The 16,007-nt window shown below is 69.9% G+C and carries 17 protein-coding genes; 4 read left to right on the forward strand and 13 right to left on the reverse strand.

Going from position 1 to position 16,007, the window contains the following annotated elements; all coding sequences use genetic code 11:
• Positions 1–6: 6 nt before the first annotated feature.
• Both ACSHT8_RS17605 and ACSHT8_RS17610 read right to left on the reverse strand, forming a co-directional pair.
• Positions 7–1,158, reverse strand: coding sequence for a trans-sulfuration enzyme family protein (locus ACSHT8_RS17605; protein ID WP_436491906.1), 1,152 nt, complete (start codon positions 1,156–1,158; stop codon positions 7–9).
• Positions 1,159–1,312: 154 nt separating this feature from the next.
• Positions 1,313–1,927 (reverse strand): TetR/AcrR family transcriptional regulator, encoded by a 615-nt coding sequence (locus ACSHT8_RS17610; protein WP_436491908.1) that lies wholly within the window; start codon positions 1,925–1,927, stop codon positions 1,313–1,315.
• 104 nt (positions 1,928–2,031) lie between these two features.
• Between ACSHT8_RS17610 and ACSHT8_RS17615 the strand changes: the two genes are divergently transcribed.
• Positions 2,032–2,457, forward strand: coding sequence for an HIT family protein (locus ACSHT8_RS17615; RefSeq protein WP_436491909.1), 426 nt, complete (start codon positions 2,032–2,034; stop codon positions 2,455–2,457).
• A 50-nt stretch (positions 2,458–2,507) separates the two neighbouring features.
• A complete protein-coding gene (locus ACSHT8_RS17620; protein WP_436491910.1) occupies positions 2,508–3,455 on the forward strand; it encodes a hypothetical protein in 948 nt (315 codons plus the stop codon).
• Positions 3,456–3,730: 275 nt separating this feature from the next.
• On the opposite strand, the gene ACSHT8_RS17625 is transcribed toward ACSHT8_RS17620, so the two are convergent.
• From ACSHT8_RS17625 to ACSHT8_RS17635, 3 genes are all read right to left on the reverse strand, one after another.
• On the reverse strand, positions 3,731–4,636 hold the full coding sequence (locus ACSHT8_RS17625; RefSeq protein ID WP_436502091.1) for a glutaminase: 906 nt from the start codon (positions 4,634–4,636) through the stop codon (positions 3,731–3,733).
• A gap of 133 nt (positions 4,637–4,769) precedes the next feature.
• Entirely contained in the window at positions 4,770–5,678 is a 909-nt protein-coding gene (locus ACSHT8_RS17630; RefSeq protein WP_436491911.1) for a helix-turn-helix domain-containing protein, read from the reverse strand.
• Positions 5,679–5,732: 54 nt separating this feature from the next.
• Positions 5,733–6,296 (reverse strand): isochorismatase family protein, encoded by a 564-nt coding sequence (locus ACSHT8_RS17635; protein WP_436491912.1) that lies wholly within the window; start codon positions 6,294–6,296, stop codon positions 5,733–5,735.
• A 148-nt stretch (positions 6,297–6,444) separates the two neighbouring features.
• On the opposite strand from ACSHT8_RS17635, the gene ACSHT8_RS17640 reads away from it, so the two are divergent.
• Entirely contained in the window at positions 6,445–6,735 is a 291-nt protein-coding gene (locus tag ACSHT8_RS17640) for a hypothetical protein (protein ID WP_436491913.1), read from the forward strand.
• Between the two features lie 78 nt (positions 6,736–6,813).
• Positions 6,814–7,788 carry a LysR family transcriptional regulator gene (locus ACSHT8_RS17645; RefSeq protein ID WP_436491914.1) on the forward strand — a complete coding sequence of 325 codons (975 nt, stop codon included), beginning with the start codon at positions 6,814–6,816 and terminating at the stop codon, positions 7,786–7,788.
• A 4-nt stretch (positions 7,789–7,792) separates the two neighbouring features.
• Here ACSHT8_RS17645 and ACSHT8_RS17650 read toward each other — a convergent pair whose 3' ends face one another.
• From ACSHT8_RS17650 to ACSHT8_RS17685, 8 genes are all read right to left on the reverse strand, one after another.
• Entirely contained in the window at positions 7,793–7,990 is a 198-nt protein-coding gene (locus ACSHT8_RS17650) for a hypothetical protein (protein WP_436491915.1), read from the reverse strand.
• A gap of 174 nt (positions 7,991–8,164) precedes the next feature.
• On the reverse strand, positions 8,165–9,406 hold the full coding sequence (locus ACSHT8_RS17655) for an MCE family protein (protein ID WP_436491916.1): 1,242 nt from the start codon (positions 9,404–9,406) through the stop codon (positions 8,165–8,167).
• Positions 9,406–10,533 (reverse strand): MCE family protein, encoded by a 1,128-nt coding sequence (locus ACSHT8_RS17660; protein WP_436491918.1) that lies wholly within the window; start codon positions 10,531–10,533, stop codon positions 9,406–9,408. Before ACSHT8_RS17660 ends, ACSHT8_RS17655 begins: the two co-directional genes overlap by 1 nt.
• The gene (locus ACSHT8_RS17665; RefSeq protein WP_436491919.1) at positions 10,530–11,732 is read right to left on the reverse strand and encodes an MCE family protein; all 1,203 of its coding nucleotides are present in this window, start codon (positions 11,730–11,732) and stop codon (positions 10,530–10,532) included. The genes ACSHT8_RS17660 and ACSHT8_RS17665 overlap by 4 nt, the downstream gene beginning before the upstream one ends.
• Positions 11,729–12,748 (reverse strand): MCE family protein, encoded by a 1,020-nt coding sequence (locus tag ACSHT8_RS17670; RefSeq protein ID WP_436491920.1) that lies wholly within the window; start codon positions 12,746–12,748, stop codon positions 11,729–11,731. Before ACSHT8_RS17670 ends, ACSHT8_RS17665 begins: the two co-directional genes overlap by 4 nt.
• Positions 12,745–13,803 carry an MCE family protein gene (locus ACSHT8_RS17675; RefSeq protein WP_436491921.1) on the reverse strand — a complete coding sequence of 353 codons (1,059 nt, stop codon included), beginning with the start codon at positions 13,801–13,803 and terminating at the stop codon, positions 12,745–12,747. Before ACSHT8_RS17675 ends, ACSHT8_RS17670 begins: the two co-directional genes overlap by 4 nt.
• A complete protein-coding gene (locus tag ACSHT8_RS17680; RefSeq protein WP_436491922.1) occupies positions 13,800–15,119 on the reverse strand; it encodes an MCE family protein in 1,320 nt (439 codons plus the stop codon). Before ACSHT8_RS17680 ends, ACSHT8_RS17675 begins: the two co-directional genes overlap by 4 nt.
• Positions 15,116–15,955, reverse strand: coding sequence for an MlaE family ABC transporter permease (locus ACSHT8_RS17685; protein WP_436491923.1), 840 nt, complete (start codon positions 15,953–15,955; stop codon positions 15,116–15,118). Before ACSHT8_RS17685 ends, ACSHT8_RS17680 begins: the two co-directional genes overlap by 4 nt.
• Positions 15,956–16,007 lie beyond the last annotated feature (52 nt).

Here is a 16,007-nt window from a genome sequence, read left to right on the forward strand (position 1 = left end):
TTCCCGTCAGCGGTGTGCCTCTTTGAGCGCGTACTCCAGATCGGCGATCAGGTCGTCGACGTGCTCGAGCCCCACCGACATCCGCAGCACCGCCGCGTGCGGCTTGGCGTGCGCCGCGACCGGCCGGTGCGTCAGCGACGCCGGGTGCTGGATCAGCGAGTCCACCCCACCGAGTGACACCGCGTGGGTGATGAGCCGGACCGCCTCGACGGTCCGCGCCGCCGCCGCGTACCCACCCTCGACGGCGAAGGCCACCATGGCGCCGGGACCGGACATCTGCCTGCCGACCAGCTCACCGGACGGGAAGTACACGCGCTCGACGTGCTGCTGCCCCTCCAGCCACTCGGCGACCGCGATGGCGTTGGCCTGCTGCTGCTGGACCCGCACCGGCAGCGTCTGGAGCCCCCGGTGCAGCAGGTAGGCGGCGAGCGGGTGCATCAACCCCCCGGTGATGGCCCGCACGCCCCGCAGCTTCGTGGCCCACTCCGCGTCCGCCGCGACGACACCGCCGATGACGTCGCCGTGGCCGCCGAGGTACTTGGTGGCCGAGTGGAGCACGAGGGTCGCGCCGTGCTCCACCGGCCGCTGCAACACCGGCGTGGCGAACGTGTTGTCCACCAGCACCGGCACGTCGCCCGCCGCGGCGGTGACCGCGCGCAGGTCGAGCAGGTCGAGGGTCGGGTTCGCGGGGGTCTCCACGATCACCAGCCCGGTCTCGCCCGTGATCGCCGCGGCCACCCCGTCGGGCTCCACCCACGTGACGGTGGTGCCGAGCATCCCGGTGGCCAGCAGGTGGTCGGACCCGCCGTAGAGCGGCCGCACGGCGACGATGTGCGGCTTGCCCGCGCTGACCGTCGCGATGAGACACGCCGTCAGCGCCGCCATCCCCGACCCGAACGCCACCGCCTGCTCAGCCCGCTCCAACACGGCGAGGGCGTCCTCGAACCGGGCGACCGTGGGGTTCCACAGCCGCTGGTAGACCAGCCCGCCCTCGGCGGGCGGCAGCCCACCGGTGGCCAGCGCCTCGTAGGCGGCGCCACCGGATTCCACGCTGGGCACGGGGTTGGTGGTCGAGAGGTCGATCGGCGGCACGTGCACACCGAGTCCCGCGAGATCATCGCGGCCCGCGTGCACAGCGAGAGTGGCCAGGCGGCTCATCGGCACTCCTCAGGGTCAGGGGTGCCGACAGCGTCGCCGATCAAGGCGGCCGTACCGGTGGGTCACCAAATCGGAAGGCCGTTTTGCCTGCTCCGAGCCGTCGTGGATTCGGCGGGCGGCGTGTCCGGCGGCGGTCCGCCGAATCCGGTTCGACCTACCGCGGGGCGTGGGCGCCTATCAGGTTGTGGACCATGGTCGCGGTCTTGGCGAGCGTGTCCTCGTGCCCGCTCGGGTCGAGCCGGAACGCCAGGCGCGTCAGCACGTCTCCGATCGTGACGGCCTGCAGAACGCTGACGCGCAGTGCCTCGGTGTCGGCGAAGGCGAAGCGGTCGACCAGGAGGTCGGCGAGGCCGTCGGCCAGGGGGTCGTCGAACTCGTTGGAGTCGAGTTCGCCCGCGGCGAGGCCGGCGTTGCTGATGGCGCGGAAGCCGTGGTCGGTGCGGCACATGTCGACGTAGATGTCGTAGGCGCGGGTGACGGCGGTGTCCCACGCGGGCAGGACGGCGGCCTCGGTGGTGACGCGCTCCTGGTAGCGCAGGGTGTTGCGCTCGACGACGGCGCGCATGACGGCGAGTTTGTCGGGGAAGTAGCGGTAGACCGAGCCGATGGACACCTTCGCCGTCTTGGCGATGTCGGCCGTCGTGGCGGCGGAGAACCCCTTGTCGACCACGACCCGCGCGGCGGCGTCGAGGATGCGTTCGATCTGCCGGGAGGCGCGGAACTGGGTCGGGGTCCGACGCACCTGGTACGGGGTGTCTGGGGCGGTCACTACGCCATTGTGCCCAGCACGAATGACCGGTGGTGCACCGGCTTGCTGATCTTCCCAGCGGCGTCGCGCCTATCGGACATCCCAGCCGGCCATAACATGCCAGGGTGACCTCCAAGCCGTGCGCGTTCTGCCAGATCATCGGCGGCGAGCTGCCCGCCGCCGTGGTCCACGAGGACGACGCGACAATCGCCTTCCTCGACCACCGTCCCCTGTTCCACGGCCACACCCTGGTCGTGCCGAAGACGCACGTGCAGGTCCTCAGCGACCTGCCCGCCGACCGCGTGCCCGGGTTCTTCACCCTCGCGCAGCGGCTGGAGCGGGCGGTCGAGGACGGCCTCGGCGCGGACGGGTCGATGATCCTCATCAACAACGTGGTCAGCCAGTCGGTGCCGCACCTCCACCTGCACGTCATCCCCCGTCGACGCAAGGACGGCCTGCGCTTCTGGCTCGGCCCGCGCCATCCGTACGACGCGGAGAACCGGGCGGAGGACTTCGCCGAACGCATCCGCGCCGCGCTCGGCGCACCCTGATGCCGGATCGGTTCAGCCGCTTGGCCCAAGACCCGCGTGATGATGTTCGTATGTTCGAGGGAATCCGCGCGGATCGGCTACTGCACCGGGGGCACACCAGGTACGCACACAGTGTGGAGACCTCCGCGCGCTGGCGGGCGCCCGTCCTGGTGATGGGCGCCGCCCTGCTGTTGCCGCTCATGCTGACCTTCGCGTTCGACCTTCCCCGGTGGCTCACCGTGGTCCTGCTGGTGCTGAGCATCGCCGCGGGCGCGATGGGCGTGCGCCAGGTCGTCTTCCAACGCGAACAGGCCGAACTGCGTGCTGAGGTGGCCAAGGAGCGGGCGGCGGCGTCGAAGCCGGAGGTCGTGTCCGACGAACACCACGTCCCGGCCATCCCGGTCGACAGTGCGGAGCCGTACTACCGGTTCGTGCTGTCTTGCAAGGTCTGCTGGACGCCTACGCCTGAGGCCGACCATGGCAATCCTCGGGGTCTCGCGGTGCACGCGATCCTGGAGCGCGCCCGTCAGATCACGGTGACCGGGGCGCCGACGGATACGGACAACGTGCGAACCCGGCTCGCGGCTGAGTTGGGGGTCAAGGCGTTGGATCGGTCGGGGCAGGTGTTGGCGTGGGCGGAGGACGTCGGGCTGACGATTCCCGAGAGTGACGTGGCGCGGCTGACTCGGCTGGCGGAGTTGCGCAAGGAGAAGCAGGTGCTGCACCAGGAGCGGGAGCTGGAGCAGAGCACTCGGGCTTATCTGGCGGAGAACGTGTTCACGGATCCGGGGAGCGCGATGGTGTGGTGGCTGTCGCGGCATCCGGATCAGATTCGGGAGGCGGCGGCGTTGTTGCCGACTTTCGCGGAGTTGACCGCGGCGGTGAACGACACGGAGGTTTCGCCGAAGTACGCGCAGGCGGAGCGGCCGACGTTGAGTGCTGTGGCTAATGGGGAATGGAATCGGTTGGCTGGGGATGAGGATCGGCGGCAGCTTCCTCGGACTAGCGAGACCGACTGACGTCGCGGCCTGGCCGACTTGCGCTTTGGTGCGTGTTTGGGTGGTGATCCCGGAGCAGCTGATTGGCAGCGCCGCCCCGGGATCACCGGCCTCGCCGTGCGAGGGCGCGCCACTCCGGTGTCCCGGCCGGACTGGAGCGTTGCGGCGAGGCGTGAACGGCCGACCGTAGTCGACCCTGCTCGACTCCGTGGCCGTCCACCGATCATGTTGGCGGTATCGGAGGTCCCTGACAACACCACGACGGGTGTTAACCGTTCATTGAACGCAAATTTCTCTCAGAACACGGACCAACCTGTGATCGAGGTGAACGCCTCCAGGGCCGCCACCCCCGCCACCGAGTTGCCGCAGGCGTCCAGGCCGGGGCTCCACACGCACACCACGCAGCGGTTGGGGACCACCGCGATGATGCCGCCGCCGACGCCGCTCTTGGCGGGCAGGCCGACGCGGTAGGCGAACTCGCCCGCGCCTCCGTACATGCCGCAGACCAGCATCGTGGCGTTGAGGCGCTTCGTGGCCTCGCGGTCGAGCAGGGCGGCACCATCCGCGCCGGTTCCGCCGCGGGCCAGGAACAGGGCGGCGGCGGCCAGGTCCTCGCAGGACATGGCGATGGCGCACTGGCGGACGTAGTGGTCGAGGACGTCGGCGACGGCGTTGTCCAGGTTGCCGTAGCTCGCCACCAGGTGGGCGAGGGCCGCGTTGCGGTGGACGTGGGCCAGTTCCGACGACGCGACCTCGAGGTCGGTGTCGACCGACGTGTTGCCCGACTCGGTGGACAGGAAGGTCCGCAGGGCGCCCGCCGCGTCGCCGGTCAGGGTCAGGAGGCGGTCCGTGGTCACCAGGGCGCCTGCGTTGAGGAACGGGTTGCGCGGGATACCGAGGTCCTGCTCGAGTTGGACCAGGGAGTTGAACGGCTGGGTCGACGCCTCGCGGCCGAGGCGGCCCCAGACGCGGTCGCCGTCGACGGCCAGGGTCAGGGCGAAGGCGAAGACCTTCGCGAGGCTCTGGACGGAGAACGGCTGGCGGTAGTCACCGACGCCGAAGGTCTCGCCGTCGACGGTGGCCACGGCCATGCCGAAGCGTTTGGGGTCCACAGTGGACAAGGCGGGGATGTAGTCGGCGACCCGGCCCGCGCCGATCATCGGCTCGACCGCGGCGTGCACCTGGTCCAGCACGCCTCGCAGGAACGGTGACGGCGATGGCGCGAGGGTGGTGCCCGCCTCGCCTCCTGGATAACCCACGTCAGCAGGATGGACCGCGCGCTCGGCCAGGCACAACGAGCGCCGGGGCTTAACTGTTAACTGGGACAACCGAAAGCTACGACCACCGGAAGCCGAAACACCCCGGCCCGAAGTCGAGCGCGACCGAGTGCACGCCCCCGCCGGGGTCCAGCGTCGCGGGCACCGTCAGCTCCGGCCCGCCGCCGGTTCGGCTGTACTGCTCGACGCGCGCGGGCATCGCGGCGGGGTCGAAGCTGACCTCCAGGACGAACTCCCGGACGGGCAGCCGGAACTTCCGCTCGTAGTTCCGGTCCACCGGGTACGGCGCGGCGTGGATGATCTCGTGCTCGGTGATCACCGTCTCGCCCCTGGTCAGCGGCCGGTCAAACAGCAGCTCGGCCACCGTCAGCCCGTCCGCCCGCCGCGTCACGACCCGGCCCAACCGGCAGTTGCGCACCGCGTTGACCGTCGGCGCGGGCCGATCGTGCTCGTCGGTGTGCAGGATGACCACCCAGCGGTCGGACCCGTCGACCTCGGACCGCAGGACCTGCCGCGAGGTGTACCCGACCTCGCCGCCATCCGGGCCGACGTAGACCCGGTCGTGCTGGCTGATCCGGGTCAGCCGCTCGTCCCAGGTCGTGTCGACCTCGGCCAGGGCGTCCGTCACCGGTTCCGGCCGCGGCCACAGGGCGCTCAGCGGCAGGCTGTCGCCGACTGTCGACAACCACCGCCCGCGCGGCCGCGGCGGACCGACCAGCGCCGACAGCGACCCCTCCGGCACCTCCAGCACGGCCTCGAGGTGTTTCAGGGCCACCAGCGACTCCCGCCGCTCCGGCCTGCTTCGCCCCGACTGCCAGTAGCTCAGCGTCGCGAGGCTGATCGTCACCCCTCGGACGCGGAGCCGCTCCCGCAGCCGCTGCAGCCCCAGCCCACGCGCCCGGATCGCCGCGCGCAGCGCGTCGGCGAACGGGCCCGCGTCGCGGTTCTCCACTGACATGATCGACATCCGTCGGCCTCCCTTGATCGGGAGGCTAGGCCAGATGGCGCGCGACCTAAACCGTTAACTGTTAAGTGAATCGAATGCGATGTCCTTCGTCTCGGTGACACCGGCGGTGCGGCCGGGCGCGGTCTGGTGCTTCCAGTACAGGTTCGTGTGCGAGATGACCAGGTCCGGCGCGGGCGCGCCCCACTGGGACAGGTCCTCGGTGGTGTGCGCGTCGCCGACCAGCGTCACGTCGTAGCCGCGGGCGAAGGCGCCGTGGATGGTGGAGCGGATGCAGGCGTCGGTCTGCGCGCCGGTGACGACCAGGCGACCCACGCCCGCGCCGGCTAACACGCTCTCCAACTCGGTGTCCTCGAACGAGTCGCCGAACTTCTTGTGCACCAACGGTTCCGACTCCTGCCGGGGCAGTTCCGGAACGTAGGCCCACACCTCGGTGTCGGGCACCAGTTCCTCGTCGGAGTGCTGGACCCAGACGACGGGGACGCTCTCGGCGCGCGCCTTCTCGACGAGGGTGGCGATGTTGGCGACGACCGCGTCGCGCTGGTGGGCTCCGGCCATGACGCCGTTCTGGACGTCGATCACCATGAGTGCGGTGTTCGGGCGGTCTGGCAGCGTGGTCACGACGATCTCCTGGCTGGTCGAGCAGTGGTCCCCACAAAGCTAGGCCCACCCACCGACAATTTCACTTCCGTAAGACCCTGGAATCCGGCCGCCGCGCGGTGTGCAATAGCGGGATCACGACAGGGGGCAGGACACGAAGGGCGGGCGCATGGGCCTCCCGGATGGAACCGTCGACCCGAGTTCCGGCGTGTCACCAGGGATGGTCCTGGTCGGCGCCGCCGCATTCCTTCCGCTTGACCTGATGGTGCTGCTCATCGTGCACTCGGGCGGCGGCACCGCCCTGTCCACCGTGGTCCTGCTCGGCCTCGCGGTGTTCGGCGGCGGGCTGATCCTGGTGCTGACCCCCAACCGGTCCGCGCGCGGGTTCGGCATCGGGCTGCTGCTGGGCTGGGTCATCGTCACCGTGGTGACCGGAGGTGCGTTCACAGGCTTGGCGTGAACACCGTTGAATCGCCGCCTGTCGCAGGATCGCCGATGCGCTAGGAGGTCCATAATTCGTGCCCATAACATGTCGGGCATGGAACTGGAGTTCCGCCACCTGCGGATCGTCATCGTGGTCGCGGACGAAGGCAGCATCACCAAAGCCGCCGCCGCCCTCGGCCTTTCCCAGCCGTCACTGACCTCCCAGCTGCAGCGCATCGAGCGGGCGATGGGGGCGCCGCTGTTCGAGCGCGCTCGCACCGGGGTGATCCCCACGTCGTTCGGCCGCACCGTGCTCGCCAAGGCCCGCGCTGTCGTCAAGGAGATGGCCGACCTGCGCGGCGAGCAGGCAGGCCGCCCCACTGGCGCCGACGAGCAGGTGGAGCTGCGCATCGGCGGCATCCCCGGCGCGCTGGTCCCAGGGTTGATCCCCCGGCTGAACGATTTGCACACCAAGGCGGGCGCTGCACTGCCGCTGAAGGTCTCCGTGCACACCGACCCGTCGGTCGCCGCGCTGCTGGCCAAGGTGCGCGCGGGCCGGGTGGACGCGGCGATCCTCGTCGAGGGCGTCGGGTTCGAGGGCAGCGGCGCCGACGGGGTGCGCCGGGACGTGATCGTGCCGGTCGAGCCCCAGTTCGTGGCGCTCGCGGAGTGGCACCCGATGGCGGCCAACGAGAAGGTCGAGCTGTCCGCGCTGGCCGAGGAGAACTGGATCGTCGACCCGCAGGAGGACCACGGAGGCGTCGCCGCGCTGCGCTGGGCCTGCCGCAAGGCCGGGTTCGACCCGCGCATCACCCACGAGGCGAGCGACGCGGTGTCGGCGCGCGAGTTCGTCACCAGCGGCCAGTGCGTGAGCCTGGCGCAGCCGACGTCGCAGGAGGGCATGGGCCTGGTGGTCCGGCCGCTGGTGGGCGACCCGCTGGTGGGCCGGGTCGAGCTGGCGTGGAAGGACCCCTGCCCGGTCGACCCGGAGATGATGCGCGAGGCGATCGCGGCGACCTACGCGGAGCTGGTCAACCGCAACCCCCACTACACGAAGTGGTGGGCCGAGCACGGGGTGCTGCTGGCCTGAGCCCTCACTCGGTGACGACGATGGTGGCGGTCCCGTTGTCCACCGACCGCACCTCGACGCGGACGCCGTCGACCATCGCGGCCTCGCCCGGGTTGAGCGTCACGTCGACCCCGCCGCCGGACACCCGGACCCGCCCGCGCGACACCTTGGTCTTCAGCCGGGCGTCGAGGACTTCCAGCGTCGGGGAGCCGGAAACGGTCATCTCGCACCGGCTCTGGGTGCAATTCCATGAGTCCTGCGACACCGATTCACAGCCGGTGACGAACAGGGAGATCGAAACGCACGCCCAACAAAGGGATCTTCGCATGCCCCGACATCGCGGCGGGCGCGCCGGACGTAACCGCATGATCGGTAAAGGTGGGCGAACGGATAGTTCTCAGCCCGGAATCCCCAGCAGTGAGGCCAAGGACGGCAATCCGGGCAAACCGGGCAGACCCACCGTGCCGGGCAGCGGGAACGCGGGCACCGGCTGCCCCGGCGCGGCGACCGGCGCGGCCGGGATCTCCTTCGGCTTGCCCCCGTACGGCGCGTTCTGCGAGCCGCGGACACCGGTCGGGCTGCCCGGCGGCTCGGCGCAGTACGCCTGGTGGTTGGCCGGGGTGTCGGCGACGCTGTTGGCGGGCCGCTGCTTGGTCGTCTCGTAGCCGCGGGTGCACGGCAGCGGGTCGGCGAAAGTGAGCACCAGGCCGAGGTGCCCGGTGCCGTCGGGGTTGGCCGCGGGCGCGGCGGCGACCGCGATGGGCAGCGCCACCAGCAGCTCCTCCAGCCCGTCCGTGCGCGTCACCAGGATCTGCGCGGTGGTCAGCAGGTTGGCCAGCACGACGCTGAGGCCCTGGCCGGAGTCGCGCAGGACCTCGCGGACCTGCTCGGACACCAGCGGCGCGGCGGTCAGCAGGGTGCGGAAGTCGGGGTCGGAGGTCTTGAGCTGGGCGGCGATGGTGCGCAGGTCGCGGCTGTAGGAGCGGATCAGGTCGGACTGCGCTGCCTGGGTGGCGAGCACGACGCGGCCGTCGGCGAGCAGGCTCGTGGTCTGCGGCAGGTGCTCGGTGGCGGCGCCGGTCAGCGTGGCGGTGTCGTCGAGGAGGGTCTGCATCGCGGGGCCGGTGTCGCGGAAGGCCCGGTCGAGTTCGTCGACCACGGTGCGCAGCGACGTGACCGGGATGCCGGCGACCAGGGTGTCCAGTTTGGACAGCAGCTCGTCCGGCCTGGTCGGGATCCGCGTGCGCTCGCGGGGGATCACGGAGCCGTCGGCGAGGAACGGGTCGCCGTCGCGGGCCGGGACCAGGTCGACGAACTGCTCCCCCACGGCCGACCGGTTGGCGACGACGGCGTCGGTGTCCGCGGGGATCGACGGCGCGTCGTCGGAGATCTCCAGGTCGACGTCGATGCCACCCTCGGCCAGCCGCAGCGCGGCGACCCGCCCGACGGGCACACCGCGGTAGGTGACCTCGGCGTTGGTGAAGATCCCCCCGGAGTCGGCGAACCGGGCGGTGACGGTGTATCCGCGCAGGCCGACGAGCCGGTCGAGCCCCGCGTAGGTGCCGCCGACGTATCCGATCCCGACGACGGCGATCAGCGCGAACAGGAACAGCCGGACCTTCACCGGGGTCGCCAGCATCAGCGCCCACCTCCGAGCAGCCCGCCCAGCAGCGGCCCGAGCAGCCCACCCGCGACAGGGGTCTGCGGGAGGGTCGGGAGCGTGGGCAGCAGGGGCGGCGCAGCGATCGGCGTCGGCACGCCGGGGAGCGGGACGAGGGGCGTGCCTGCGCTGTTGATGTTGTCGAGCAGCACGCTGAGGTCGAGGTCGAAGGTCACGTCGACGTTGGTGAAGTCCCCTTCGATGGCGTTGAGGGTGTAGTCGGTGAAGGGGTAGGTCAGGAGCAGTTGCAGGGAGTTCGGCAGGTTCGCCCCGGATGCGGCGAGCTTCTCCAGGGTGGGCGCGAGCAGCTTCAGGTCTTGGACGAGGTCGGCCTTGCTCCGATTGACGGTGTCGACGGCGGTGGTCGAGAGCTGATCGAGCGCGCCGAGCATGGCGACGAGTTGGTCGCGTTGATCGGCGACGACTTTGAGGCCGGGGGCGAGGTGGTCGAGCGCGCCTGCGATCTGGTCGGTCTGGGTGGCGAGGGTGCCGGAGAGGCGGTTGAGCGAGTCGATGGCCTTGGTGATGTCGCCCTTCTGGCCGTCCAACTCGGTGACGAGGGTGTCTACATTGGACAGGAAGGAACGGATCTCAGTCTCGTTGCCGGACATCGCGGCGTTCACCTCGCGCACGATGTCACTCACCTGGCCGACGCCGCCGCCGTTGAGGAGGAGGGAGAGCGCGCCGAGGACTTCCTCGATCTCGGGGTTGCGGTTGGTGCGCTCCTTGGGGATGACGGCGCCGTCGTCGAGCGTGCCCTGCCCGTCGGCGGGCGCGCGCAGGGAGATGTACTTCTCGCCCAGCAGACTGGATTGCCGGAGGTCGGCCGCGGCGTTGCCGGGCAGTCTTACGGCACCGTTGACGAGCAGGTCGACCACGGCGGTTGTGTTGTCGTCGGCGAGCCTGATCTTGTCGACCCGCCCGACCGCGACATCGTTGACCTTGACGGCGGCTTGCGGCACGAGATCGAGCACGTCGGCGAAGTGGGCGGTCACGCGGTAGGGACGGTCGCCGAGGTCGGCCCCACCGGGCAACGGCACGTCATACAGCCCACCGGTCCCACACCCGGTCGCGAGCAGCGCCAGAACGACCACGAGTCGCTTCATCGGCCACCCACCAGCCCCGGCCCGTTCTGTCCCGGCAAATCGAGCAGCGGTAGCGGCATCGGCGGCAGTTCGCCCCGCTGCAAAGCGTTGAGGGCGTCCGTCGGCGACGGCAGCTTGAGAGTTCCGTCCAGCACTGGCGCCAACTTCGCACAAATATCGCCAAGAGCCTGCGGCAGCTGCTTGGGCGTAGCCGCCTGCACTGTCCGGCACAGCAGTGTGATCGGCGGGTAGCTCAGCTCGTTCAGATTCCCCCGCACCGCGAACGAAGCGCTCGCCGCGTCGTACGTGTTCAGGAAGTTGGTGGCGCCCAACGGCCCCACGTCCAACACCTCAGCCAACGCCCCCCGCTGGTCCACCAGCGTCTGCGTGATCACCACCAGCCGATCCACATTGGACTTCAGCAGGTCCTTGTTCTCCCCGATGAACCCATGCACCTGCCCCAAAGCATCCGCCAACGCGGCCAAAGCCAACCCAAGATCGTCGCTGTCCTCCGCCAAATAGTCAGCCACCCCGGCAAGCCGCGTATTGAACCCCCGAACCTGCGCGTCGCTCTCCGCCAGGGTTCGGGTGAACTTCTGTAGGTTGTCCACAGTCGAGAACAGATCCCCCGACGAAGTCGACAACGTGTTGGCAGCCTCCGACAGCCGATGGATCGTGTCGTTCAGCAGCTGCCCGTTGCCACCCAGCGTCGCCGCGGCTGAGTCCAGGGCGGTCGACAGGGCGCCCTCGGAGTTCGCGCCATTCGGGCCAAGCGCCGTAGCGAACTCGCTGACGCTGGCCGCCAAGTCGTCGATCTCCACCGGGCTCGCTGTGCGTTCGAGAGGGATCTGGACGTCGTCGATCAGATGCGAGCCATCGGAGACAGGCGTCAGCTGCACATAACGGTCGCTGACAAGGCTCGGTGCGACAGCGACCGCTGACACGTCCCGAGGCAGCGGCAAACCGTCATCCACCGTCATTGTGACTTCGACGTGGTCGCCGCGCGGGGTGACGCTGTCCACGGTGCCGACGGTGATGCCGAGGACCTTCACCTCCGTCCCCGGATACAACCCGATCGCCTTGGCGAAGCGGGCGGTGACCGACACACCGGAAGTCGGCTTGGCCACCCACCACAGGACGCCCGCCACGATCAGACCCATCACGACCAGCAGGACGACGGCGAACGTCGTGTCCCGCTGCAGCTTGGAGCGCAGAATCACCGGCCACCCCCAGGGGTCAGCGGGGTCGAGCAGCCCTCGGGGTTCACGTCGAAGATGCCGGTCTTGACCGGGGGTGGCAGCAGCCCGCAGATGTAGCCCTCGAACCACCGCCCGTTGCCGACCACGTTGTTGAACACCCGCACGAACGGCGCCAGGTTCGCCACGCCCTGGCTCAGGTTGTCCCGGTTGCGCGCCAACACCGTGGTGACCTTGTCGAGCTGGGTCAGCATCGGCTTCAGCTGCGCGGTGTTGTCGGCGACCAGCCCACGCAGCTCGTCGGCCAGCGCCTTCGTGCCGGTCAACAGCTTGCTCACGGCATCGCGGCGCACCTGCAGTTCGTCGAGGAGCAGGCCCGCGTCGGTGAACAGCTTCTGCAGCTGCCGGTCGCGGTCGGCCACCGTCTTGCTCAGCGTCGACGTGTTCGACAGCAGCCGCGCGAGTTCGTCGTCGCGGGTCGACAGGGTCGCGGACAGGCGGGACATGCCGGTCAACGCGTCACGGAAATGCGCGGGGCTGCCGGACATGGCCTGGGAGACAACGCGGAAGCTCTCCGCCAGTTGCTCGGTGTCGATCTTCGTCACGGTCCGGGACAGCTCGTTGAACACCGGCAGGATGTCGAACGGCGTCATGGTCCGCGCGCGCGGGATGACGTCGTCGGGGCTCTGGGTGTCGGCGCCCTCGGTACTGATCGCGAGGTACTTGTCGCCCAGCAGGGTGCGGATCTGGATGGACAGCGTGCTGCGGTCACCGATGCGCGCGTCACGCACGGTGAAGTCGACCCGCACCAGCGTCCCCGAAAGCTCGACCGAGTCCACCGACCCGACCTTCACCCCCGCGACCCGCACCTCGTTGCCCGGTCGCAGCCCCGCCGACTCGGTGAACTCGGCGGCGTACGTGGTGCCGCCGCCGATGATCGGCAGGTCGTCGGCGAAGAACGTGGCGAGCACGGCCAGCACCAGCACGACCAGCGTCGTCGCGCCGACCCCGGCCTGGTCCCGTTCCCGCAGCGACTTCACGGCCCGCACCTCTCGGGTCGCCGCGTCCCCGGCGCGGGCAGCAGCGGCAGGTCGACCACGATCCCCAGCTCCGACACCCCGACCCGGCCGGACGCGCTGCACAGGAAGTAGTTGAACCAGCTTCCGTAGCTGGCCGATCGGGTGAGGGCGTTCAACTTCCCGGGCAAGGTCTTGAGGAAGTGGTCGACGGTGTCCTCGTGCTGCGCCAACGTCGTCGACAGCTGCCCCAGCCCCGCGATGTCCTGCTTCAACGGCGGCCGGACCTCCGTCAACAGCCCTGACGTGACCGTCGTCAGGTCACCCAGGGCCGCGACCGCGTCACCGATCGGTTCACGCTGCTCGGCCAAGCCCGTGCTGAGCCGCTGGAGCTGGTCGATCAACCCGGCGACCTCGGCGCTGCGGCCGTTCACCGTGTCCAGCACGGTGTTGAGGTTGTCGATCACCTGGCCGATCACCTTGTCCTTGTCGGCGATGGCGTTGGTCAACGACGACGTGTGGGTCAGGACGCTGTCGATCGTGCCGCCCTCCCCTTGCAGCACCTGGATCAGGTGCGCGGTCAACTCGTTGACCTGGTCGGGTTCGAGCGCCTGGAACAGCGGCCGGAACCCGTTGAACAGCACCGTCAGGTTGAGCGCGGGCTTCGTCCGCTCCAGCGGGATCGTCTCGCCGGGGGTGAACACAGCGTTGGTGTCGCGGATGTCGCCGATGCCGAGCGCGACGTAGCGCTGGCCGATCAGGTTGCGGTACTTGATGGTCGCGGTGATCGACCCGGGCAGCTTGCGCGACGCCTCGACGTCGAAGGCCACCTCCGCCACCTGCGGGCCGCCGCCCGGCCGGTCCACCACCCGCACGTCGCGCACCTGCCCGATCCGCACCCCGGACATCCGCACGTCGTCGCCCGCGATGATGCCGGTGGCGTCGGTGAACAGCGCGGCGTACTCGCTGGTGCGGCCAATCGTCGAGTTCACGATCGTCAGCCCCAGCATCGCGGTCAGCGCGACGGTGACCGCGGCGAACACGGTGATCTTGATGAGCGGACCCGTGATCGACCTCATCGCAGGCTCACCTCCGCACCGCGGAAGGCCGGTCCGACCAGCAGGCTCGCCCAGTCCGGCACATCGTCGGGCATCACGCCGAGCCCCGGCGCGATCAGCGCGCTGACCAGGTCACGCTCGGCCGGGGTGTTGGCCACCAGCGGCACGTCCGCGGCCGACGGGACCGTCGGGCGGAACCGCTCCGGCCGGTCCGACCGCGGTGGCGGCGGCTTCGACGAGCCGTCGCGCACCGGCCCGTCGGTCGTGTACTGCGGGAACTTCTCGCCCGGCTGCGCCATCCGGTAGCAGCGGGGGCCGCGCTTGTCGTCGTAGCGCGGGGTGTCGACGCCGGGCAGGTACTTGCCCCGGCTCGCCGCGATCTCGATGGTGACGCGGGAGACCTTCGGGTGGGCGGTGCCCTTGCCGAACGCGCGCTCGGACGCCGGGATCGCCTTGACCAGGTTCTCCAGCAGGCACGGGTACTCCGGCGCGTACTTCGCGAGCACCGCCAGCGTAGACTGCGAGGTGTCGGCGAGCTCGATGAGGTTGTTCCTGTTCACGGTCAGGAACCGCTCCAGGTCGATCGAGGCCGTCGTCGCCGACGCGTAGAGGGCGTCCAAATTGGACCGCTGCTCGACGATCGTGCGGGTCGTCGTGGTCAGGTCCGACATGGCGGCCAGCAGGTCGGGCGCGGCGTCGGCGTAGGTGTCGGCGACGGTGGCGAGTGCGGTGAGGTCGGCCCGCAGGTCGGGCAGGCTGGGCAGGAACTTCTCCAGGTAGGCGTTGAGTTCCACGATCGTCTCGCCGAACTTCTTGCCCCGGCCGTTGAGCGCGGTCGACATCGCCGACAGCGTCGTCGCCAGCTTCTCCGGCTGCACGGCCTGCAACACCGGCATCAGATGGTCGAGGACGCGCTCGATCTCGATAGCCGACGCCGTGCGGTCCTGCGGGATCACCGACCCCTCCCGCAACGACGAAGGCGACGGGACAGCGGGGATCTGCAGGGCGATGTAGCGCTCGCCGAACAGCGTCTTCGGCAGCAGCTGCGCGGAGACGTTGTCCGGGATCAGGCCGACCGACTCGGGGTCGAGTGCGAGGTCGAGCACCGCCCGGTCACCGGTCGGCCGGATCGACCGGACCTCGCCGACGATCAGCCCGCGCAGCTTCACGTCGGAGCCCTCACGCAGCTGGTTGCCCACCCGGTCGGTCTCCAGTGTCACCGGCACCACCGTGGTGAACGCCTTGCGGTAGAAGCCGATCGCCACCCAGACCAGCCCGGCGACCACGAGCAGGAACACCAGCCCGTACACCTGGTAGCGCAGCTTCCCCTCGGTCATCCGGCGATCCTCACCGTCGTGGACGCGCCCCAGATCGCGAGGCTGAGGAAGAAGTCGAGCAGCGTCTGCAGCACGATCGCGGTCCGCACCGCCCGGCCGACCGCGACACCGACACCCGCCGGGCCGCCGGTCGCGGTGTAGCCGTAGTAGCAGTGCACCGCGATCACCACGACGCTGAACACCAGAACCTTCAGGAACGACCAGAGCACGTCTTCCGGGGGTAAGAAGAGATGGAAGTAGTGGTCATAGGTGCCAGCCGACTGCCCGTAGAACCACACCGTGACCTGCCGCGACGCCACATACGAGCACAGCAGGCCGACGACGTAGAGCGGGATCACCGCCGCCACGCCCGCGATCACCCGCGTGGTCACCAGGTACGGCAGGCTCGGCACCGCCATGACCTCCAGCGCGTCGATCTCCTCGGAGATCCGCATGGCGCCGAGCTGGGCGGTGAACCCGCAGCCCACGGTGGCCGACAGCGCCAGGCCCGCGGCGAGCGGCGCGACCTCGCGGGTGTCGAAGTACGCGGCGATGAAGCCGGTCAGCGCGGACGTGCCGAGCTGGTTGAGCGCCGAATAGCCCTGCAGGCCGACGATCAGGCCGGTGAAGACGGTCATGCCGACCATCACCCCGAGCGTGCCGCCGATGACGGCGAGCGCGCCGCTGCCGAAGAACACCTCCGACAGCAGCCGCATGATCTCGCGCGGGTAGTGCGAGATGGTGCGGGGCAGCGACTTGACCACCCGGACGTAGAACGCGAGCTGGAACCCCAGCGAGGCGAGTCCCTCGGCGGGCTGGGTGACGGCTTTGCGCAGCGAGCGCGGGACCGTGGCCATCACAGCACGCTCCGCGAGAAGACACCGGACAGCACGACATTGATGACAGGCA

The sequence above is a fragment of the Actinokineospora sp. HUAS TT18 genome, from assembly GCF_051364635.1.
Lineage (GTDB): Bacteria > Actinomycetota > Actinomycetes > Mycobacteriales > Pseudonocardiaceae > Actinokineospora.